We start from the raw sequence: 21,374 nt of genomic DNA on the forward strand, positions 1-21,374 counted from the left end.
GTCCTACGACGGGAAACAGCGCGCGACACGCGCGCCGCGATGTGAATCGGAAATTCGAAATCGGGCGGGACGAACGGCGGATGCGCCGTCCGGATCAGGTTTCCGGTCAGGTGGCCAGCAGCAGCAGCACGAGCCCGAGCACCATCACGATCAGCCCGCCGATCCGGATATGATGCGGCGGCCGCTCAGCTATTCTACGAAACGTGTCGCGCCAGGCGACGGGAAACACGAAGGGGAACGCCCCCTCGATGATCAGCATCAGCGCTACTGCGAGCAACAACGAGCCAGCCAGGTCCATGCGAGCGACGGCGCCGCTCGACGCGGCGCCCCAAGGTCAATGTTTGCGGGGAGCAGGCGCGGCCGGAGCGGCACCGCCCGTCGGGCTGCGCATGAAGCGGAAGAACTCGCTGTCGGGATCGACGACGATGATGTCGTTGCGCTTGAACGTGTTCCGGTAGGCCTGCAGGCTCGCGTAGAACTGATAGAACTGCGGATCGCGGCCGAACGCATCGGCGGCGATCGTCGCGGCCTTCGCGTCGCCCTCGCCCTTGATCGTCTGCGCGGATTTATACGCGTTCGCGAGCACGGCCTGCTGTTCGCGTTCGGCGTCGGCCTTGATCTGCTCGACATCGGCCGCGCCTTCCGCACGCACCTGCGCCGCCTGATCGCGCAACGCGCCGATCATCCGCTGATAGACGGCGTCCGCCTGCGCGGCGGGCAAGTCGACGCGCATCAACTGGACGTCGACCACGTCGACGCCGAAACCGGACGCCTTCGCCTTCGCCGCATCGCGGGCCGCATCGGCGATCGCGCGCTGGCCGCCGAGGGCGTCGTCGAGCGCACGCTTGCCGAACGCGTCGCCGAGTGCACTCTTCAGCGCGCCGGCCAGACGTTCGGTCGCGGCCGCCGGATCGCCGCCCGTCGCCGTGAAATATTTCAGCGGATCGCTGATCCGGTACTTCACCGCGTACGCGACGAGCAGGTCGTGCTTGTCTTCCGTTGCCAGTTGCAGCGGATCGGACGACTCGAGCGATTGCAGGCGCGTGTCGATCAGCGTGGCCGTCTGCAGCGGCGGCGGCAGCTTGAAATGGATGCCGGGGCCGGCGAGTTCGGGCTGCGCGCCGTCGCGCCCCGACAGCACGGCCGTATGGCGCGGATCGACGGTCAGGACCGTCGAGGACGCCGCGAAGGCAACGATCACGATTGCGACGACAAGCGCAATGATTCGGTTCATGTTCTGCGCTCCCCGTTACTTCACATCGTCTTCACGCGACCGGCTGCGGAACGCTTCGCGCGATCGCAGCACGTCGGTGCCCGACGCCGCGGCGGCCGGTGCCGCGCTCGCGGGTACGGCTGCTGCCGGCGCGACAGCCGCCGGTGTCGACGCCGCATCGGGCGCGGTTGCGCCGGCGGACGTCGCGGCGTTTTGTCGCCCCTGCTCGACGAGCTTGTCGAGCGGCAGGTACACGACGCTGTTGCCGCCCTTGTTGCCGACGAACACCTTCGTCGCGTTCGAATAGATTTCCTGCATCGTCTCGAGGTACATCCGCTCGCGGATCACCGCCGGCGCCTTCGAGTACTGCGCGTAGACCTGCTTGAAGCGATCGGCATCGCCTTCGGCTTCCGTGACCACGCGATCGGAATACGCCTTCGCTTCGTCGACGAGCTTCGCGGCATCGCCCTGCGCCTTCGGCAGCAGGTCGTTTGCGTACGCCTGCGCGGCGCGCTTCGCGGCCTCGCGCTCGTCGCGCGCCTTCGCGACTTCACCGTAGGCGGCCTGCGTCTGCTCCGGCGCCGCGACGCTCTGCATCGTGACGGCCGTTACCTCGAGCCCCGACTGGTAGCGGTCGAGATCGCGCTGGATCGCGGTGGAAAGCTGCTCGCGCAGCGCGTCGCGGTCCTGGTTCAGCACGTCGGCCGCGCTGCGCGTACCGACGATCGCACGCACCGCGGCCTGCGCGGCCTGCGACACGCTGCGCTCGGGATCGACGTTGCGGAACAGGTAATCGGTTGCGGAACGAATCCGGTACTGGACGACGAAGCGCACGTCGACGATGTCGGCATCGCGCGTCAGCATCGCCGCTTCCTTCACGTTCGCGAGACGCACGACGTTGTTGCGGCCGATCTCGATCGAGCGGACCTGCGACGTATCGACGATCTCGTGCGACGCGAACGGATACGGCGCGCGCCAGTGCACGCCCTGCCCGACCGTGCCCGACAGCTTGCCGAGCTGCAGCACGACGCCCGTCTGGCCGTCCTGCACGACGAACAGCCCGCTGCCCGCGTACACCGCGACCAGCACGCCGATCACGATGCCGACGCCGACCCGCGCGGCCCGGCCGTTGTCGGGACGGAAGCCGTTGCCGCCCTTGCCGCCGAACAGGCCGCTCAGGCGCCGGTTGAAGTTGCGCCACATCTCGTCGAGATCGGGCGGACCTTCGCCGTCGCCGCCTTGCGGTCGCTTCGATTCGTTCGCACGGGGACGGGATCCGTCTTTGCCATTGCCTTCGCCGCGTCCCCAGCGGGGATCGTTGATCGACAGCAAGGCGCGCATCCGCCGCCAGGTACTCCGCTCGTTGTATTCGTTCACCAGAGTTTGTTCACCAGATTAGACGCCGGCGAACCGGCCGGGACCGGTTAGCGCCCGTGTTCGGAAATCGTGCGGTCTTCGTGTGGTTCAGCGGACGCGCCGTCGAGCGGCATCGCACTGGAAAGGTGTTCCGCGGAGGCGATCTCGGCGATGGCGGCACGCAACGCGTCAAGACCCTGACCGGTGCGCGCGCTCAAAAAGACGCGCGAAATATTACCATACTCGTCCCGCTCGACCGCGTCGCCGCGGGCCGCCAGCTCGGGCACGGCATCGATCTTGTTGAACACCAGCACCTGCCGGATCGTGTCCGCGCCGATCTCGTGCAACACGCCGTTGACCTGCTCGATCTGCTCGAGCCTGACCGCACTCGACGCATCGACCACGTGCAGCAGCAGATCGGCGTGGATCGTTTCCTCGAGGGTCGCGCGGAACGCCGCGACGAGCTGGTGAGGCAGCTCGCGGATGAACCCGACCGTATCCGACACGACGATCTGGCCGACTTCGTCGCCGAGGTAGACGCGTCGCGACGTCGTGTCGAGCGTCGCGAACAGCTGGTCGGCCGCGTACGCCTGCGCTTTCGTCAGCGCATTGAACAGCGTCGACTTGCCCGCGTTCGTATAGCCGACGAGCGACACCGACATCGTGCCGCTGCGCGCGCGCTGCCGGCGTTGTGTGCTGTGTTGCCGGCGCAGCCGGTCGAGCCGCGACTTCAGCATCTTGATGCGCTCGCCGATCAGCCGGCGGTCGGTTTCGAGCTGGGTTTCGCCAGGGCCGCGCAGGCCGATACCACCCTTTTGCCGTTCGAGGTGGGTCCATGCGCGAATGAGCCGCGTCGACAGGTATTGGAGCTGCGCGAGTTCGACCTGCAGCTTGCCTTCGTGGCTGCGGGCGCGCTGCGCAAAGATGTCGAGGATGAGGCTCGTGCGATCGACGACCCGCCTGTTAAGTGCCCGCTCCAGATTGCGTTGCTGGGCCGGCGCCAGTGCGTGGTTGAAGATGACGATTTCGACGTTGTGCGCGTCGCAGGCAAGCCGCAGTTCTTCGGCTTTGCCGCTGCCGATGAACATCGCGGCATCGGGACTGGCGCGACGCCCCGTAAGGGTGACGGCGGGACGGGCCCCCGCGCTGGAGGCGAGAAGACTGAGTTCTTCGAGACTGGCTTCGAAATCGGTCTTGCCGAAATCGATGCCGACGAGCGCTGCGTTGATCAAATTATCGGGTGTCAAGATAAGGCGGCTGGCATCGGTCGCTCGCGGCGACCGGATGCCGGCCGCTGCAATAGGTTAGGACGTAGCTTCCGCGTCCGGGTGGAAATTCACCGGGCGCGCCGGCACGACCGTCGAGATGGCGTGCTTGTAGACCATCTGGGTCACCGTATTACGGAGCAACACGACGTACTGGTCGAACGATTCAATGTTCCCTTGAAGCTTGATGCCATTGACGAGGTAGATCGAAACGGGAACGTGCTCTTTGCGCAGTGCGTTCAAAAACGGGTCTTGTAACAATTGCCCTTTGTTGCTCATGGCGTACTCCATCTTTTTTTGCAGGTTGATCTGGATTGGCGACGAAGAAAAAGAGATCCGGCGCCAATCGCTACACTATAGCCGATTTTGCCTGCCCCACCCCGGGCATAGGCCTTGCGGCCTATCCCTTGCGGGACACGTGAAACAGGCGTGCTTCAGCCCTTGTCCGCGTACGGATTGTTCGACGAACGGAACTCTATGCGCAATGGAGTCCCGGTCAGCGAGAAAGTTTCGCGGAACCGGTTTTCCAGGTAGCGCTTGTACGTTTCCGTCACGGCGTCGAGCGCGTTGCCGTGGATGACGATGATCGGCGGATTCTGGCCGCCCTGGTGCGCGTAGCGCAGCTTCGGACGCACCGGACCGCGACGGCGCGGCTGCTGGAACTCGACGGCCTCGATCAGCGCGCGCGTGAGCTTCGGCGTCGGCAGCTTCGCCATCGCCGCCGCATACGCATCGTCGACCGAGCGCATCAATGTGCCGATGCCCGTCTTCTTCGCAGCCGAAATGAAGTGCGATTTCGCGAAGTCGAGGAATTTCAGCTTGCGGGTCAAATCCGCTTTCGCACGGTCGCGCGCGTGGTCGTCGAGCCCGTCCCACTTGTTGACGCCGATCACGAGCGCACGGCCCTGCTCGACGACGAAGCCGGCGATGTGTGCGTCCTGGTCGGAGATGTCCTGCTGCGCATCCAGCAGAAGAATGACGACGTTCGCGTCGGAGATCGACTGCAGCGTCTTCACGACCGAGAACTTCTCGATTGCTTCGAAGACCTTGCCGCGGCGCCGCAGGCCGGCCGTGTCGATCAGCGTGTATTTCTTGCCGTTGCGCTCGAAGTCGACGTAGATCGAGTCGCGCGTCGTGCCCGGCATGTCGAACGCGATCACGCGGTCCTCGCCGATCAGCGCGTTCACGAGCGTCGACTTGCCGACGTTCGGACGGCCGACGATCGCGATCTTGATGCCGCGCGACGGGTCGTTGTCGTCCTCCTCTTCCGGCTGGTCCGCGTACGCGACTTCCAGCGCCTCGTTGATCATGTCGGTGACGCCGTCGCCGTGCGCGGCCGAGATCGCGCGCGGATCGCCGAGCCCGAGCTCGTAGAAGTCCGTCGCGACCGCCGTGTACTTCATCCCCTCGGCCTTGTTGACGACGAGGAAGATCGGCCGGCCGGTCTTGCGCAGGTAGTCGGCGATCGACTTGTCCTGCGGCGCGAGCCCGTTGCGGCCGTCGACGATGAACACGACGACGTCGGCTTCCTCGACCGCCTGGCGCGTCTGGCGCGCCATCTCGTGCAGGATGCCGTCCTTCGCGACGGGTTCGAAGCCGCCCGTATCGACGACCAGGTACGGCCGCTCGCCGACGCGCCCTTCGCCGTAATGGCGATCGCGTGTCAGGCCCGGCAAGTCGGCGACCAGCGCATCGCGCGAGCGCGTGAGCCGGTTGAACAGCGTGGATTTCCCCACATTGGGGCGCCCAACTAGGGCAATGACCGGTTTCATCTGTGTTTTCTACGGTGAAGCGCAGCAGCGGGAGGCCCGCTGCTGCGGGCGGCTGCGCTGAATGAAAATATCACGAATTCGCGCAGCGCCGGATGCGCGCGCCGGGCGCGCGTTGCGCGCCGTCGTCTTTCGTCTCGAACTGTCTTTCAAATACCGAGCGGCCGGGAACACCGGCCGCCTTCATGTCGCGCGGCCGGGGCAAGCGGGACAAGCCCGCCGCGCCGCGGCTGCGCATGTTTCCTGCGCGTCAGCGCGGACGGAACCCGTACAGGCCGCCGTCCTTCGTCTGCACGACGAGCGTATTGCCCGCGAGAACCGGTGCCGCCGTAATCGCGCTGCCGTCGGTCTTCATCCGCGCGATGAAGCTGCCGTCTTCGCGCGACAGGAAGTGCACGACGCCCTGGTAGTCGCCCATCACGACCGCATGCCCGAGCAGGTAAGGCACGCCGACGTCGCGGCTCTTCAGCTTGTCGTTGCGCCAGAGCTGGTTGCCCGAGGCCGCGTCGTACGCCGTCACGACCGACCAGTCGTCGCCGCCGGCGACCACCGAGTCGTCCTGTGCGAGGCCGCTGCGGCTCGAGAACGCCTTTTCCCACAGCGGGCGGCCCGAGTTCGCATCGAAACAACCGAGCTGCCCCTGGAAGGTCACCGCGCAGGCTTCGGCGCCCACGAGCGTCGGCGGACCGCTGACGTCGTTGATGCGCTCGACCTCGGTCACGCCCTTCGGGAACGACACGGGCGTCTGCCAGAACGGCTCGCCGGTCTGCAGGTTGATCGCGACGAGACCGCCGCCCGGGAAGCCCGCCAGCACCGCCGCATCTCCCGCGAACGTCATGCCGGCCGACACGCGCAGGTTCAGCGGCACCGCGCGGTTGCGGTAGTTCCACTTCTGCTCGCCCGTCTGCGCGTTGAACGCGATCACCTGGCCGTCGATCGTGCGGACGACCACGAGGCCGTTGCCGACGAGCGGCGGCGAGAAGATCTCGCCCTGCACGCTGGTCTTCCACAGTTGCTTGCCGTCCGGGCCCAGCACGAACACGCCGCCCTTCAGCGCGCCGACCGCGGTCAGGTTGCCGTCGCTGCCGACACCGGCCGACAGGTCCGAACCGACCTTCGAGCGCCAGATCGCCTGGCCCGTCTTCGCGTCGATCTTCTCGACCGAACCGTTTTCGCCCGCCGCGTAGACGGCGTCGCCCACGGCAACCGGCGAGAACAGATAGCGTCCGCCCTTGCCGACGCTAGCCTTCCAGACCTGTTGCACGTCCATCACGGGCTTGAACTCGGTGAGCGGCGTCGGCACGCGGCGCGCATCCTTCGACGACGAGCAGGCCGCCAATGCCAGGACAGCCGCCGCGCAGGCAACGGGCACAGCGTAACGTTTCAGCAAATTCATCGGTTAGCGAAGCAGAGTTAAGAGGTTGAGGGGACCGGGGTTCAGCCGCCGAGCGCGTCGAGCTTGAACTGCACGAGCTGGCGCGCGGACTGGTCGTCCTTCGACAGGCCGTCGAGCGCGAGCTTGTAAGCGGCGCGCGCATCGTCGGTCTTGCCTTGCGCGGCAAGCAGATCGCCGCGGCGATCGGCCACGAGGCCCTTGAATGCGTCGAGCGGCGTACCCGACAGCAGCGCGAGGCCCGCGTCGTACGCCTTCTCGTCGAGCAGCAGCGACGCGAGGCGCAGCTTCGCGATCTGCTTGTACTCGTCATCCTTGGCGTGATCGACGGCCCATTGCAGTTGCGCCTTCGCACCTGCGGAGTCGCCGGCCGCGTACAGCACCTTCGCGGCCGCGAGCGCCGTCATCTGCGCATACGGCGTGCTGCCGAACTTGTTTTCCATGTCGGCGGCCGCGCGAGCCATCGTCGCCTTGTCGTTCGCGGCGGCGGCCTTCTGGACTTGCTCGTACAGCCCGGACGCCTCGGCAGCCTGACGGCGCTGCCAGTAGTTCCAGCCGTTGAAACCGGCCGCGACGACGAGCGCCGCGAGCACGATCCACGTGGTGAGGTTGCCCCAGCGGGCCCACCACGCCTTGAGACTTTCAATCGATTCTTGTTCGTCGTGATAACTCATCGGCGAGCGATTCCTTCCTGTTCAGGCCGTTCTAGTCGAGCGAATGCCGGCGCGATCAGTCGTCGCCGTCTTCGGCGGATGCAACCATCGCATTGATTAGGAATTCGGTCAAGCTTTCGACCGGTACGGTCTGCTGAACGTTCTTTTCCCCGTCTTCGGCCGCACCGCGCAATGCTTTCACGCCCACCGTGCCGTTCGCGACCTCTTCTTCGCCGAAGATCACCGCGAATGCCGCGCCGCTTGCATCGGCCCGCTTCATCTGCGACTTGAAGCTCGCCGGCGCGCCGTCGGCGCTGCAGTGGAAGATCACGTCGAGACCCGTGTCGCGCAGGCGCTCGGCCGCGATGAACGCCTGTTCGCGTGCGGTCTCGCCCTGGTGCACGACGTACACGTCGACACCTTCCTGCTCCGGCGCCAGATCATCTTCCTTCAGCAGTTCGAGGATGCGCTCGATACCCATCGCCCAGCCGCACGCGGCGGTCGGCTTGCCGCCGAGCTGCTCGATCAGCGGATCGTAACGACCGCCGGCCGCGACCGTGCCCTGCGCGCCGAGCTTGTCGGTCACCCACTCGAACACGGTCAGGTTGTAGTAGTCGAGGCCGCGCACGAGACGCGGGTTGATCTTGAACGGAATGTTGTTCGCGAGCAGCAGGCGCTGCAGCCCGTCGAAGTGCGCGCGCGATTCGTCGCCGAGGAAGTCGATCAGCTTCGGCGCGTTCTGCGCGATTTCCTGCAGCGCGGGATTCTTCGTGTCGAGCACGCGCAGCGGGTTCGTATACAGGCGGCGCTTCGCGTCCTCGTCGAGCACGTCGGCGAACTGCTCGAGGTACTTGATCAGTTCGACGCGGTGCGCGGCGCGCTCTTCGGCGAGGCCGAGCGAGTTGATCTCGAGCTTGATGCCGGTCAGGCCGAGGTCGTCCCACAGGCGCTGGCACATCATGATGATCTCGGCATCCGCATCGGGGCCCGCGAAGCCGAGCGCCTCGACGCCGACCTGGTGGAACTGCCGGTAGCGGCCGCGCTGCGGACGCTCGTGACGGAACATCGGGCCGATGTACCACAGGCGTTTCGGGCCGTCGTACAGCATGTTGTGCTCGATCGACGCGCGCACGACGGCCGCGGTGTTTTCCGGGCGCATCGTCAGGTTCTCGCCGTTCAGCGCGTCGGTGAAGCTGTACATCTCCTTCTCGACGATGTCCGTGACTTCGCCGATGCCGCGCGTGAAGAGCTGCGTGTGCTCGACGATCGGCGTGCGGATGTTCTGGTAGCCGTACGCGCGCAGCAGCGATTTCACGGTGGCTTCGAAGAATTCCCACAGGCCGGCATCCTGCGGAAGGATGTCGTTCATGCCCTTGACGCCGGTGAGCTTCTCGATCTTGCGTTTCTGTTCAGTCATCGTGTGTGTGGACGAATTAATTCACGGCCGCGTCGGCGCGGCCATAGTTGCGTGCGACGTAGTCGCTGACGATCTGCTGGAACTCCTCGGCGATCCGCTCGCCGCGCAGCGTCTTGACCTTCTCGCCGTCGACGAAGACGGGCGCGGCCGGGTTTTCGCCCGAACCCGGCAGGCTGATGCCGATGTTCGCGTGCTTCGACTCGCCCGGGCCGTTGACGATGCAGCCCATCACCGCGACGTTCATCTTCTCGACGCCCGGATACTCCTTGCGCCAGACCGGCATCTGCTCGCGCAGGTAGGTCTGGATCTGCATTGCGAGTTCCTGGAACAGCGTGCTCGTCGTACGGCCGCAGCCCGGGCACGCGATCACCATCGGTGCGAACGAGCGCAGGCCCATCGTCTGGAGGATTTCCTGGCCGACGATCACCTCGCCCGTGCGCGACGCACCCGGTTCCGGCGTCAGCGAGATGCGGATCGTGTCGCCGATCCCTTCCTGCAGCAGCACGCCGAGCGCGGCCGTCGATGCGACGATGCCCTTCGAGCCCATGCCGGCCTCGGTCAGCCCGAGGTGCAGCGCGAAGCCGCAGCGGCGGCCGAGCTCGCGGTACACGGCGATCAGGTCCTGCACGCCGCTGACCTTGCACGACAGGATGATGCGGTCGCGGCCGAGGCCCAGCTCGACGGCACGCTCGGCCGAGCCGATCGCCGACTGGATCAGCGCCTCGTACATCACGCTTTGCGCGTCCCACGGCTGCGAGCGCGCGCCGTTCTCGTCCATCATGCGCGCGAGCAGGTCCTGGTCGAGACTGCCCCAGTTCACGCCGATCCGCACGGGCTTGTCGTACTTGGCCGCGGCCTCGATCATCTGCGCGAACTGCGTATCGCGCTTCGCGCCCTGACCGACGTTGCCGGGGTTGATCCGGTACTTCGACAGTGACTCCGCGCAGCCCGGGTAGTCGCGCAGCAACAGGTGGCCGTTGTAGTGGAAATCGCCGACGAGCGGCACGGTCACGCCCATCCGGTCGAGCTGCTCGCGGACCGCCGGCACGGCGGCCGCGGCCTCGGGCGTATTGACCGTGATGCGAACCAGTTCGGAGCCCGCGTTCGCGAGCTCCTTGATCTGGATTGCGGTGCCGATCGCGTCGGCCGTATCGGTATTCGTCATCGACTGCACGCGCACCGGCGCGTCGCCGCCGATCGTCACGAGCTGCCCGCCCCAGCGGACATCCACCGCATGCGACACGCGGCGGGGCTGATGCCCGCCGAACACCGGCTCGGTTGAACAAATCTGACTGCTGCGTGGGGATTGAGCTTCGGATTGCATCGATAGATCCATTTACGCGGAATGCGCCGCGACGCGGCGCATGAATTGAAAAAGCGCCGTGCCCTCACGGCCTGCCGATATCGACGACAGGCCTTCGCCACGGCGCTTGACGTCAGGGCAACGTGAACCGCGCCACATTACCCCGCGCTGCCGAATATTTTGCCGGATCGACAGGTTTTCCGTCGAACGCTACCGCGTCGAGGCCTGCCTTGTTGCCGATCGTGACCTTGAACGGCCCGTCGCCGGCGACCTGCTTCGTCTCGCCGGCCCGCACCAGCGCCGAGAACAGCTCCTTGCCGTTCTTGTCACGCACGCTGAACCAGCAATCCTGCTTGACCTTCAGTTCGACCATCGACTGGCCTGCTGCAACCACGACGCTCGCCGGCTCGGCCGGGGCAGCGGCACTCGCCGCCGCCGTTGCCGCTGCCACGACGGGCTGCGATGCAGCCGCCGTCGCGACCGGGGCCGCGGGCGCCGGGACAGCGGACGCAATCGCCTGCGCCGGAGCGGCAGACGCAGCGGCCGGGGCCGGAACCTCATTGGCGGCTACGGTCGACGCGCCGCTCGCGGCCGCTTCTTCGACGGACGACGACGATGCCGTCGGCGCGCTTGCGGCCAACGCATGCTCCGCGTCGTTGCCTTTGAAACGCGCAAGCAGGCTCGACGAATCGCCGCCAGTGTGCCACATCAGTACGGCAACCACCGCGACGACGACGATCGCCGTCCCCCACAGCCACGGGTGGTGGCGCGACGAGCCGCCCAGCGGAATCGACACGCGGCCGCGTGGCAGATCCGTCCCCGACGATGCGGGCATCGACAGATCGACTTCCGGCACCCCGCGCTCCCGGCGCAGCGCCTGCGCGAACGGTTCCGGGTCGACGCCGAGCATCTTCGCGTAGCTGCGCACGACACCGAGCGCGAACGTCACGCCGGGCAAATGACTGATGTCGCCGGCCTCGAGCGCCCGCAGCTTCTGCGGTGCGACCTTGAGCCGCGCCGATACGTCGTCGACCGTCCAGCCCTTCGTCTCCCGAAGCTGCGCCAGCCGGCTGCCGACTGCCGCCAGCGATTCCAGTCCCGCCGGTGCCGGTTTCGCGGCATTCGTCTCTGCGCCGTTGGTCGGCTGCGGCTCACTCATCCTTGTCCTCGCGTCGATTCTTCTTCACTGGCGGCCGCCGCCGGCTCCCGCCGGCCGGCACCCGCAACTGTTCATACCATGCGCGGCGCCGAGGCGCCGCGACCGATCGCTATTCGCGTGTTGTACCGCCAAAAAAGTTCGGGCATCCCCGGCCGGGTGTCCCCGTCACACCGCCCGAACTTCGATGATCTTTGCTGCTGCGCCCGTTCGTTCCGCGAGGCGCGTGCGGTCCTTCACCGCGCCGGCCAGCTGGCCGCACGCGGCATCGATATCGTCGCCGCGCGTCTTGCGCACGGTCGTGACGACACCCGCGTCGATGAGGACTTGTGCAAAGCGCTTGATCTGCTCCTGCTTCGAGCGGATGAGGCCCGATTCCGGGAACGGATTGAACGGGATCAGATTGAACTTGCACGGCACGTCACGCGTGACGGCCAGCAGTTCGCGCGCATGCGCTTCGGTGTCATTGACGCCGTCGAGCATGCAGTATTCGAAAGTAATGAAGTCGCGCGGCGCGACTTTCAGATAGCGCTGGCACGCAGCCATCAGCTCGCGAAGCGGATACTTCTTGTTGAGCGGCACCAGCTCGTCGCGCAGCGCATCGTTCGGCGCGTGCAGCGAAACGGCCAGCGCAACCGGCAACTCGGCGCCGAGGCGGTCCATCATCGGCACCACGCCGGACGTCGACAGCGTGACGCGGCGGCGCGACAGGCCGTACGCGTTGTCGTCGAGCATCAACCGCATCGCGGGCACGACCGCGCTGTAATTCAGGAGCGGCTCGCCCATGCCCATCATCACCACGTTGGTGACGACCCGCTCGGCCTTGCCATTCGGGCCGGGCGCGCGGCCCAGCGACGCTCGCAGTGCAAATTCGGCCATCCGTAGCTGGCCGATGATTTCGGCTGTCGACAGGTTGCGGGAAAAGCCCTGCTTGCCCGTCGAACAGAAGCGGCAGTTGACCGCGCATCCGGCCTGCGACGACACGCACAGCGTGCCGCGCGTCTCTTCCGGGATGAACACGGTTTCGACCGCATTGCCGTTTCCGACATCGATCAGCCACTTGCGCGTGCCGTCGGTGGAAACGTGATCGCTGGCGATATCCGGCATCACGATCGACGCGCGGCCCTTGAGCTTTTCTCTCAGGGACTTCGCGAGATCGGTCATGCCGTCGAAATCGCCAGCGTTGTACTGGTGGATCCAGCGCTGCAACTGCTTGGCGCGGAACGGCTTCTCGCCGAGGCTGCCGCAGTACGCGACAAGACCCTCGGCATCGAAGTCGAGAAGATTGACGGAAGTTTCGCTCGTCATGATGTGCTGCCTTGCCGCGTGCGCTGAATCCTGCCTACTTGCTGTCAGCCAGGGCTTAACGCGAGTAAACGTTCATTTCCGGGAAGAAGAACGCGACTTCGACAGCAGCCGTTTCCGCTGCGTCCGAGCCGTGCACGGCGTTCGCGTCGATGCTGTCCGCGAAGTCGGCGCGGATCGTGCCCTGTTCCGCCTTCTTCGGATCCGTTGCGCCCATCAGGTCGCGGTTCTTCAGGATCGCGCCTTCACCTTCCAGAACCTGGATCATCACCGGGCCCGAGATCATGAAATCGACGAGGTCCTTGAAGAACGGACGCGCTGCGTGAACCGCGTAGAACTTCTCTGCGTCAGCACGCGACAGGTGTGCCATGCGCGATGCGACGATCTTCAGGCCGGCGCCTTCGAAACGGCTGTAGATCTGGCCGATCACGTTCTTTGCCACCGCATCCGGCTTGATGATCGACAGGGTGCGCTCGATTGCCATAAAAACTCCAAGAAATTAAGAAGTTACAGGTTCAAATGAATCCGCTATTGTAGCACGATCCCGTGTATCATTGCGATTGAACCCTTACACATGTGAAAGGTTCCGAATCCATATGTTTTGCGCCGCGCAGCCATTGAAACCTCGCGACGCGGAACGTATCTTAGCCATAGCTGCTCCGGTTTGCTGCGCCGCACACCGCGCGCGCCGAACCGGCCCCGGACGCCCACGCGTTCAATGTTAGGAGAAACCATGAACGACTATCCGTACAATTTCGGCCGCGGCGGTTCCGTCAGCACCGCCGAGGTTCGCAACCGCGTGCTGCGGAACACGTACTGGCTGCTCGCGCTGTCGATGGTGCCGACCGTGCTGGGCGCCTGGGTCGGCGTCGCGACGGGCTTCTCGCTGTTCGCGGCCACGAGCCCGATGATGAGCCTGCTTGCGTTCTTCGCGATCGCGTTCGGCTTCATGTTCGCGATCGAGCGGACGAAAAACAGCGCGGCCGGCGTGTTCGTGCTGCTCGGCTTCACGTTCTTCATGGGCCTGATGCTGTCGCGGCTGCTGAGCTTCATCCTCGGCTTCTCGAACGGCCCGTCGCTGATCATGCTCGCGTTCGGCGGCACCGGCATCATCTTCGCCGCGATGGCGACGATCGCCACCGTCAGCAAGCGCGACTTCTCGGGGCTCGGCAAGTGGCTGTTCATGGGCGTGATCGTGATCCTGCTCGCATCGGTCGCGAACATCTTCCTGCAACTGCCGGCGCTGATGCTCACCGTGTCGGTGCTCGCGATCGCGATCTTCTCCGCGTACATGCTGTTCGACGTCCAGCGCGTCGTGAACGGCGGCGAGACGAACTACATCTCGGCGACGCTCGCGATCTACCTCGACCTGTACAACGTGTTCACGAACCTGCTCGCGCTGCTCGGCATCTTCGGCGGCAACCGCAACTGACGTTCGCCACGCACCATGAAGAAACCGGCCCTCGGGCCGGTTTTTTTACGTCCGCCGACCGGCTCAGTCGCGCTCGAACAGCGCGATCGATTCGACGTGCGACGTATTCGGGAACATGTTCACGACACCGGCGCCCTTCAGCCGATAGCCGGCCTCGTGCACGAGCAGGCCCGCGTCGCGCGCAAGCGTCGACGGGTTGCACGACACGTAGACGATCCGCTTCGGCAGCGGACCTTCGCCGCTCTGCGCAATCTCGGCCAGCGCCTTCGACACCGCGAGCGCGCCTTCGCGCGGCGGGTCGATCAGGTACTTGTCGAATGCGCCGAGCGCACGGATGTCGTCGCCCGTCACTTCGAACAGGTTCCGGCACGCGAACGTCGTGTGGCCGTCGACGCCGTTCTCGCGCGCGTTCGCCAGCGCGCGCGTCGTCAGCGTGTCGCTGCCCTCGATGCCCATCACTTCGCGCGACAGCCGCGCGAGCGACAGCGTGAAGTTGCCGATCCCGCAGAACAGGTCGAGCACGCGATCGTCGCGCGACGGCGCGAGCAGGCGCAGCGCGCGGCCCACCAGCACGCGGTTGATCTGATGGTTGACCTGCGTGAAGTCGGTCGGCTTGAACGGCATCCGGATGCCGAACTCCGGCAGCGTGTAGTCGAGCGACACGTCGAGCGGATAGAACGGCGTCACCGTGTCGGGGCCCTTCGGCTGCAGCCAGAACTGCACCTTGTGTTCGTCCGCGAACGCGCGCAGCAGCGCTTCGTCGTCCGCGTTGATCGGCTCCAGCACGCGCAGCACGAGCGCGGTGACCTCCGAGCCGACCGCGAGCTCGATCTGCGGCATCCGATCGCGGATCGACAGCCCCTCGACGAGCCGGCGCAGCGGCACGAGCATCGCCGACACATGCGGCGGCAGCACTTCGCAGCTCGTCATGTCGGCGACATAGCTGCTCTTCTTCTCGTGAAACCCGACCAGCACGCCGCCCTTCTTCGCGACGTTGCGCACGGTCAGGCGCGCACGGTAGCGATAGCCCCACGACGGGCCATGGATCGGCGCGAACATCGTTTCCGCACGCAGCTTCGCCAGGTGCCACAGGTTGTCTTCGAGTACGCGCTGCTTGACCGCCACCTGCGCGCGCATGTCGAGATGCTGCATCGAGCAGCCGCCGCAGGTGCCGAAGAACTTGCATTTCGGCTGCGTGCGCATCACGCTCGGGCGCAGAATATCGACAACCGTCGCCTGCTCGTAGCTCGGCTTGCGGCGGTAGCTCGAATAGGTCACGCGTTCGCCCGGCAGCGCGCCCTCGACGAAGATGACCTTGCCCGGCTCGCCGTCCTCGGTCATCGTGCGGCCGACACCGCGCGCTTCCATGTCGAGCGATTCGATCTCGAGAACCGGGGCGATCCCGGGCGCGACGGGCGCATTTTTCGATTTGCGCGCAGAAGTGGGGACGGCTTCGGACACCAGCTTTTCCTGACAAACGTTGAAGAAGGCGAGATTGTAGACGACGAAGGCCCGCATTGGCCTCTTTGCATGGGGCAAGCGCCGACACTTAAGCATAGACGGCCCTGCCTTGGGCCGGGACGGGCAGGCAGGTAGCTCGGGAACACCCGCAGCCGATCGGCTGCGAAACCAGTCAGGAAGGGCCGGCAGCACGAAATCGACCCGGCAGGAGATTCGACCATGCAGCTGATCGACTGGAACATCCAATGGGGTCGGGACGCCGACGGCGTTGTCGACCTTTCGCGCACCGTCGCGGCAATCCATCGGCTCGGCGATTTCGACGTGCTGTGTCTGCAGGAGGTCACGCGCGGCTTCGGCGCCCTGCCCGGCAGGCCTGGCCCCGACCAGTTCGCCGAACTCGCGGCGCTGCTGCCCGGCTATGCGATCGTCGAAGCGATCGGCGCGGACCTGCCGGCCATCGTACCCGGCGCACCGCGCCGCCAGTTCGGCAACGCGATCGCGACCCGGCTGCCGGTCGGGCGCGTGCTGCGCCAATTGCTGCCGTGGCCGGCCGACGCCGGCGCACCGTCGATGCCGCGTGTCGCGCTAGACGTCGAACTGCAGACGCCTTTCGGCCCGCTGCGCGTGGTCACCACGCACCTCGAATACTATTCGGCGCGCCAGCGGCTTGCGCAGGTCGACGCGCTGCGCGACCGGCATCGCGAGGCCTGCGCGCATGCGGAACGGCCCGCGCCCGCCGAAACTGCCGACGGACCGTTCAGCGCGACCGGCCAGCCGCGCGATGCGATCGTCTGCGGCGATTTCAACAGCGCGTTCGGCAGCGATGCGTACCGGCGCTTCCTGGAGCCGATCGCCGACGCGCCGCGCTTCGTCGACGCATGGGTCGCGCGGCATCCCGGCCGCACACCGCCACCGACGGCCGGCGTCTACGATACGGTGCAATGGTCGGAGGGGCCGCTCGCGTGCGACTTCGTGTTCGTGACCGATACGCTGCTGCCGCGCGTCGTGCGCTGCGAGATCGACGGCGACGTACGCGCGTCGGATCACCAGCCGGTGCAGCTCGAACTCGCCTGATCGCACCGGCCGCCGGCCGCGGCGCCGCCCGCCCGCGCTATGCGTCGAAACCGGCCAGGTACTCGGCCCAGTGCGACGCCGGCTCCTGCGCGAGCGCGTTCTTCACGAGCAGAATCTCGTCCGCGTACTCGCTCTGCGTCAGGCCGCCGCGCATCAACTGGAACCTGCAGTACAGCAGATACGTATTGACGACGTCGGTCTCGCAATAATTGCGGATTTCCTCGATTCGCCCTTCCTGGAACGCCGGCCATACCTGACTGCCGTCCATCCCGAGCTTGCCCGGAAAGCCGCACAGCTTCGCGAGCGCGTCGAGCGGCGCGTTCGCGCGCGCCTGATACATCGCGAGCACATCCATCAGATCGGTATGCCGCGAGTGATAGCGCGAGATGTAGTTGTTCCACTTGAATTCGCGGTCGTCCTCGCCGAGATCCCAGTAGCGGGTCGCGGGAATGCCGTGCACGAGCGCGCGGTAATGGAGCACCGGCAGATCGAAGCCACCGCCGTTCCACGACACGAGTTGCGGCGTGTATTTCTCGATCACGCGGTAGAACGACTGGATCAGCGTCGCTTCGTTGTCCTGCGGCGTGCCGAGCGAGCGGACGCGAAAGCCGTTGTTGTCGCGGAACACGCACGAGATCGCCGCGATGCGCTGCAGGTGATGCGGCAGGAAATCGCCGCCGGTCTTCTCGCGGCGTGCGGCGAACGCATGTTCGGCCACCGCGGCATCGTCGAGCGTCGCGGGCAGGTCTTCCAGACGGCGAATGCCGTCGACATCGGGAATCGTCTCGATGTCAAAAACAAGAATCGGTGTCATCGGTTACAGAACGGCGTCCTTGCGCACGCCGTTGGAGGCGAAGAACCGCTTGAGGCGCACCAGCGCTTCCTGCTGGATCTGCCGCACGCGCTCGCGTGTGAGCCCCATCTCGTCGGCCAGCTCTTCGAGCGTCGCCGGTTCGATGTGGTTCAGGCCGAAGCGGCGCTCGATCACGTGCCGATGCTTGTCGGACAGCCGCGACAGCCACGCGCGCGTCAGCGTCTCGAGCTCGCGGTGCTGCACCTCGGCGTCGGGCGACTGGCTCTGGTCGTCGGGCAGCAGGTCGAGCAGGCTGCTCGCGGGATCGAGGTCGAGCGGCGCGTCGAGCGACGCCGTGTGCTCGTTGAGCGCGAGGATGTCTGTGACTTCCTCGGCGGTCTTGCCGGTGAGATAGGCGATGTCGTCGATGCTGGCTTCGCGGCGCTCGGCCGCCTCGCCCGTCGACATCGAATTCTTTTCGAGGTGGCGCTTCGCGCGCAGCACCTGGTTCAGTTCGCGGATCACGTGCACGGGCAGGCGCACCGTGCGGGCCTGGTTCATGATCGCCCGCTCGATGCTCTGCCGGATCCACCAGGTCGCATAGGTCGAGAAGCGGAAACCGCGCGTCGGGTCGAACTTCTCGATCGCGTGCATCAGGCCGAGGTTGCCCTCCTCGATCAGGTCGAGCAGCGGCACGCCGCGGTTCAGATACCCCTTGGCGATGCTGACGACGAGACGCAGGTTGCGCTCGATCATCACCTGCCGCGCCTCGAATTCGCCGGCCTTGGCGAGCCGGGAATAGCGCTGCTCTTCCTCGACGGTCAGCAGCGGCTTCACGCTGATGCGGTTCAGGTAATGCTGGATCGTGTCGGCCGTGAGCTCGGCCTGCAGCAGCGTGCGGAAATCGTCGACATCGGGCGCCGCTTCCGCGCGGCCTTCGCGCTCGTCGTCGCCACCGTCCGCCTCGGCGTCGCGCGCCTCGAGATCACGTTCGTTTTCCGCGACGTCGTCTTCGTCGTCCGTCGAAGCACCAGCTCGCCCCACCGATGCTTGCGTGGCACGACTGATCTTCTCAGACTCGGCTTGCGGCTCGTGGCGCTTCGATTTCGGCATGGTCGTCTCGGTTATTGAGGCGGCAAATACTTCAGCGGATCGACAGGCTTACCCTGCCGGCGAACCTCGAAATGCAGCATCACGCGGTCGGCATCGCTGTTACCCATCTCGGCGATCTTCTGCCCCTTCGTTACCGCGTCCCCCTCTTTTACCATCAAAGCGCGATTATGTGCATACGCCGTGAGGTAAGTTGCATCGTGTTTGATGATAATGAGGTTGCCGTAGCCACGCAGGCCGTTGCCGGAGTAGACGACGCGGCCGTCGGCCGCCGCCTTCACGGCTTCGCCGGCCGCGCCGCCGATATTGACACCCTTGTTCTTCGCGTCGTCGAAGCCGTTCAGCACCGGGCCGCGCGCGGGCCACGCGAACGTCACGGGGCCGCTCGGAGCCGCCGCCGTGTCGCTCGATGCCGCTGCAGCAGCAGGCGGCGTCGCAACCGACGACGACGTACCGGCGGCCGGCGTTGCCGGGCCGCTGCTGAGCGGCGCGGTCGCGACGGTGGCGCCCGCGATCGGCGCGGCGACCTGCGTGCCCGCGACGGCGGCACCGGCCTGCGGCGAAACGCGCAGCAACTGGTCGACTTCAATCTGATTCGGGTTCGCCAGGTTGTTCCACGCGGCGATGTCTCGATAGTTCTGCCCGTTTTCGAGTGCGATCCGGTACAGCGTGTCGCCCGGCTTCACCCGGTAGTAACCCGGCGGCGCCGGCGGAAGCGGCACCGCGGGCTGCGCAGTGGCCGTCGTGCCGAGCGACCCGGAGCGGTCGACGACAGGCGCGTTGTCGAGCCGCGTCGCACAGGCGGCCAGTAGCGTGGAGAACGCAGCTACACAGATCGCGCGCTGGGCGAGCGTGAGCGGTTCCCTGGATCGGTTGTTTTGCATCGCGCGCAACATACTCATCGGTATCAAATCACTCCGGATTTTAAAGGGACAAAGAAAACGCGATCAAGCCGGGACTCTCGCCATTGCGCGTGCGCGACGCGCTCGACGAGCGTGAGCACCTGGTGCTGCCCGCTCTGCGCGCCGACCGGCGCGACGAGCCGCCCGCCGATCGCGAGCTGCTCGAGCAGCGCCTGCGGCACGTCGAGCCCCGCCGCCGCGATCACGATCGCGTCGAACGGGGCCGCGGACGGCAAGCCGACACGCCCGTCGCCGTAGTGCAGACGGATGTTCGGCACGCGCAGCGGCCGCAGGTTCAGCTTCGCGCGCTCGTAGAGCGGCTTGATGCGTTCAATCGAATACACGTCGCGTGCCACGTGACTCAGCACGGCGGCCTGGTAGCCGCAGCCCGTGCCGATCTCGAGGACGCGCTCGAGCGTGCGGCCGGCCATCGCGAGCTCGATCATGCGCGCGACGACCGACGGCTTTGAAATCGTTTGCTGGTGGCCGATCGGCAACGCCGAATCCTCATAGGCCTGCGTCGCGAGCCCCGGATCCACGAACATGTGGCGCGGCACCGCGGCCATCGCTTCCAGCACGCGCGCGTCGGTCACGCCGTTCGCGCGCAGCCGTTCGACCATCCGCTCGCGCACACGTTCCGACGTGAGCGCGAACGCGCCGGCCGGCGCGACGCTCGGCGCGGCCGGCTTCGGCAGCGCAGGCTTCAGCGCGGTCGGCTTCGGTGCAGTCGCAGGCTTCGAGGCGGCGGAACCCGACAGCGGCGCCCGCCCGGCAACCGGCTTCACCGCAACCGGTTTCAGCACGGCCGCGGGCTTGTCGGCGGCTTTCGGCACCGCGACCGCCGCATGGCGTTCGCCGGCCCGACCTTCCGACTTGCGTGGCGCTCGCTTGAGATCTTCGAGCGCGAGCGGGAACCGCTTCGCGCGCTCGCCGCTCATGAAGCCCGCCCTCCGGCGCGCGCCCATTCGCGGGTCGCGGGCAGCATCTGCGTATGCGTGAGGTCGAGCTGCAGCGGCGTGATCGACACGAAACCGTTTGCGACGGCGTGGAAATCGGTGCCGTCGCTCGCGTCCAGCGCCGCGCCCGCCGCACCGATCCAGTACACCGGCTCGCCGCGCGGGTCGGTCTGGCGAATCACCGGCTGCGACGGATGACGCTTGCCGAGGCGCGTGACCTTCCAGCCCTTCAGTTGGTCATACGGCAGGTTCGGAATATTGACGTTCAGCAGCGGCTGGCCCGGCAGCGGATGCGCGAGGTAGTGCTCGACGATTTCCGCGGCGACGCGCGCGGCGTCCGCCAGATGTGCCCAGCCCTTGTCGGCCAGCGAGAATGCGATGGCCGGAACGCCGAACATGATGCCTTCGGTGGCCGCTGCAACTGTCCCCGAATAGAGCGTGTCTTCGCCCATGTTCTGGCCGTTGTTGATCCCCGACACGACGATGTCCGGCTTCGCGTCGGTCATCCCCGTCAACGCGACGTGCACCGAATCGGTCGGCGTGCCGTTCACGTAGAAGAAACCCGTACCCGTCGCGCGCTGCACCGACAGCGGCCGCCACAACGTGAGGGAATTCGATGCGCCGCTGCAGTTCTGCTCGGGCGCGATCACCGTGAGTTTGGCCAGCGGCTGCAGCGCTTCGCTGAGCGCGGCAAGACCGGGGGCGAGATAGCCGTCGTCGTTGCTGAGTAGGATTCGCATCCGGCGATTGTAACCGAGGAAAGATGGCGCGAGAGCGACAGTCCGGCGGCTGCGGATGGCCGGGTGCGCGCAGGTG

At 66.3% G+C, this 21,374-nt stretch carries 21 protein-coding genes; 2 read left to right on the forward strand and 19 right to left on the reverse strand.

The genetic code is table 11. The features are described 5' to 3' along the window. Window positions 1-106: 106 nt before the first annotated feature. From LXM88_RS14550 to ndk, 13 genes are all read right to left on the reverse strand, one after another. A complete protein-coding gene (locus LXM88_RS14550) occupies window positions 107-298 on the reverse strand; it encodes a DUF2065 domain-containing protein (RefSeq protein WP_006478685.1) in 192 nt (63 codons plus the stop codon). Window positions 299-334: 36 nt separating this feature from the next. Next, window positions 335-1,234, reverse strand: coding sequence for a protease modulator HflC (gene hflC, locus LXM88_RS14555; protein WP_262531982.1), 900 nt, complete (start codon window positions 1,232-1,234; stop codon window positions 335-337). A 15-nt stretch (window positions 1,235-1,249) separates the two neighbouring features. Further along, window positions 1,250-2,590: an FtsH protease activity modulator HflK gene (hflK, locus tag LXM88_RS14560; protein ID WP_262531983.1), complete on the reverse strand. Its 1,341-nt coding sequence runs from the start codon at window positions 2,588-2,590 to the stop codon at window positions 1,250-1,252. A gap of 47 nt (window positions 2,591-2,637) precedes the next feature. Continuing rightward, window positions 2,638-3,801, reverse strand: coding sequence for a GTPase HflX (gene hflX / locus LXM88_RS14565; RefSeq protein ID WP_186451708.1), 1,164 nt, complete (start codon window positions 3,799-3,801; stop codon window positions 2,638-2,640). A 72-nt stretch (window positions 3,802-3,873) separates the two neighbouring features. Further along, entirely contained in the window at window positions 3,874-4,113 is a 240-nt protein-coding gene (hfq, locus tag LXM88_RS14570) for an RNA chaperone Hfq (RefSeq protein ID WP_047901242.1), read from the reverse strand. Window positions 4,114-4,268: 155 nt separating this feature from the next. Next, window positions 4,269-5,606: a ribosome biogenesis GTPase Der gene (der, locus tag LXM88_RS14575; RefSeq protein WP_047900837.1), complete on the reverse strand. Its 1,338-nt coding sequence runs from the start codon at window positions 5,604-5,606 to the stop codon at window positions 4,269-4,271. 247 nt (window positions 5,607-5,853) lie between these two features. Next, the gene (gene bamB / locus LXM88_RS14580) at window positions 5,854-6,999 is read right to left on the reverse strand and encodes an outer membrane protein assembly factor BamB (protein ID WP_262531984.1); all 1,146 of its coding nucleotides are present in this window, start codon (window positions 6,997-6,999) and stop codon (window positions 5,854-5,856) included. Between the two features lie 41 nt (window positions 7,000-7,040). Further along, window positions 7,041-7,670, reverse strand: a complete 630-nt coding sequence (locus tag LXM88_RS14585) for a tetratricopeptide repeat protein (protein WP_262531985.1) — start codon at window positions 7,668-7,670, stop codon at window positions 7,041-7,043. Between the two features lie 55 nt (window positions 7,671-7,725). Then, window positions 7,726-9,066 (reverse strand): histidine--tRNA ligase, encoded by a 1,341-nt coding sequence (gene hisS / locus LXM88_RS14590; RefSeq protein ID WP_262531986.1) that lies wholly within the window; start codon window positions 9,064-9,066, stop codon window positions 7,726-7,728. A gap of 16 nt (window positions 9,067-9,082) precedes the next feature. After that, the gene (gene ispG / locus LXM88_RS14595) at window positions 9,083-10,390 is read right to left on the reverse strand and encodes a flavodoxin-dependent (E)-4-hydroxy-3-methylbut-2-enyl-diphosphate synthase (RefSeq protein ID WP_262531987.1); all 1,308 of its coding nucleotides are present in this window, start codon (window positions 10,388-10,390) and stop codon (window positions 9,083-9,085) included. 112 nt (window positions 10,391-10,502) lie between these two features. Then, complete coding sequence (locus LXM88_RS14600) at window positions 10,503-11,528, reverse strand: helix-turn-helix domain-containing protein (protein ID WP_262531988.1); 1,026 nt, start codon at window positions 11,526-11,528, stop codon at window positions 10,503-10,505. A gap of 165 nt (window positions 11,529-11,693) precedes the next feature. Beyond that, entirely contained in the window at window positions 11,694-12,833 is a 1,140-nt protein-coding gene (gene rlmN, locus LXM88_RS14605; protein WP_262531989.1) for a 23S rRNA (adenine(2503)-C(2))-methyltransferase RlmN, read from the reverse strand. Between the two features lie 55 nt (window positions 12,834-12,888). Beyond that, the gene (ndk, locus tag LXM88_RS14610; RefSeq protein WP_047900843.1) at window positions 12,889-13,314 is read right to left on the reverse strand and encodes a nucleoside-diphosphate kinase; all 426 of its coding nucleotides are present in this window, start codon (window positions 13,312-13,314) and stop codon (window positions 12,889-12,891) included. Window positions 13,315-13,563: 249 nt separating this feature from the next. Between ndk and LXM88_RS14615 the strand changes: the two genes are divergently transcribed. Next, window positions 13,564-14,262, forward strand: a complete 699-nt coding sequence (locus LXM88_RS14615) for a Bax inhibitor-1/YccA family protein (protein WP_006761414.1) — start codon at window positions 13,564-13,566, stop codon at window positions 14,260-14,262. Between the two features lie 63 nt (window positions 14,263-14,325). Here LXM88_RS14615 and rlmD read toward each other — a convergent pair whose 3' ends face one another. Continuing rightward, entirely contained in the window at window positions 14,326-15,780 is a 1,455-nt protein-coding gene (rlmD, locus tag LXM88_RS14620) for a 23S rRNA (uracil(1939)-C(5))-methyltransferase RlmD (protein WP_412524104.1), read from the reverse strand. 162 nt (window positions 15,781-15,942) lie between these two features. Between rlmD and LXM88_RS14625 the strand changes: the two genes are divergently transcribed. Next, on the forward strand, window positions 15,943-16,797 hold the full coding sequence (locus LXM88_RS14625) for an endonuclease/exonuclease/phosphatase family protein (RefSeq protein ID WP_262532014.1): 855 nt from the start codon (window positions 15,943-15,945) through the stop codon (window positions 16,795-16,797). Between the two features lie 37 nt (window positions 16,798-16,834). Here LXM88_RS14625 and LXM88_RS14630 read toward each other — a convergent pair whose 3' ends face one another. Genes LXM88_RS14630 through surE form a run of 5 tightly spaced genes read right to left on the reverse strand, consistent with a single transcriptional unit; the run spans window position 16,835 to window position 21,298 of the window. Continuing rightward, a complete protein-coding gene (locus tag LXM88_RS14630) occupies window positions 16,835-17,611 on the reverse strand; it encodes a 3'-5' exonuclease (protein WP_065499833.1) in 777 nt (258 codons plus the stop codon). Between the two features lie 3 nt (window positions 17,612-17,614). Continuing rightward, on the reverse strand, window positions 17,615-18,703 hold the full coding sequence (rpoS, locus tag LXM88_RS14635) for an RNA polymerase sigma factor RpoS (protein WP_047900847.1): 1,089 nt from the start codon (window positions 18,701-18,703) through the stop codon (window positions 17,615-17,617). A gap of 11 nt (window positions 18,704-18,714) precedes the next feature. Next, entirely contained in the window at window positions 18,715-19,602 is an 888-nt protein-coding gene (locus tag LXM88_RS14640) for a peptidoglycan DD-metalloendopeptidase family protein (protein ID WP_262532017.1), read from the reverse strand. Between the two features lie 5 nt (window positions 19,603-19,607). Next, window positions 19,608-20,540, reverse strand: coding sequence for a protein-L-isoaspartate(D-aspartate) O-methyltransferase (locus LXM88_RS14645; RefSeq protein ID WP_262532019.1), 933 nt, complete (start codon window positions 20,538-20,540; stop codon window positions 19,608-19,610). After that, the gene (gene surE / locus LXM88_RS14650; protein ID WP_262532021.1) at window positions 20,537-21,298 is read right to left on the reverse strand and encodes a 5'/3'-nucleotidase SurE; all 762 of its coding nucleotides are present in this window, start codon (window positions 21,296-21,298) and stop codon (window positions 20,537-20,539) included. Before surE ends, LXM88_RS14645 begins: the two co-directional genes overlap by 4 nt. Window positions 21,299-21,374 lie beyond the last annotated feature (76 nt).

Origin of the sequence: Burkholderia sp. S-53 (assembly GCF_025560745.1) — a bacterium.
Classification (GTDB): domain Bacteria; phylum Pseudomonadota; class Gammaproteobacteria; order Burkholderiales; family Burkholderiaceae; genus Burkholderia; species Burkholderia pyrrocinia.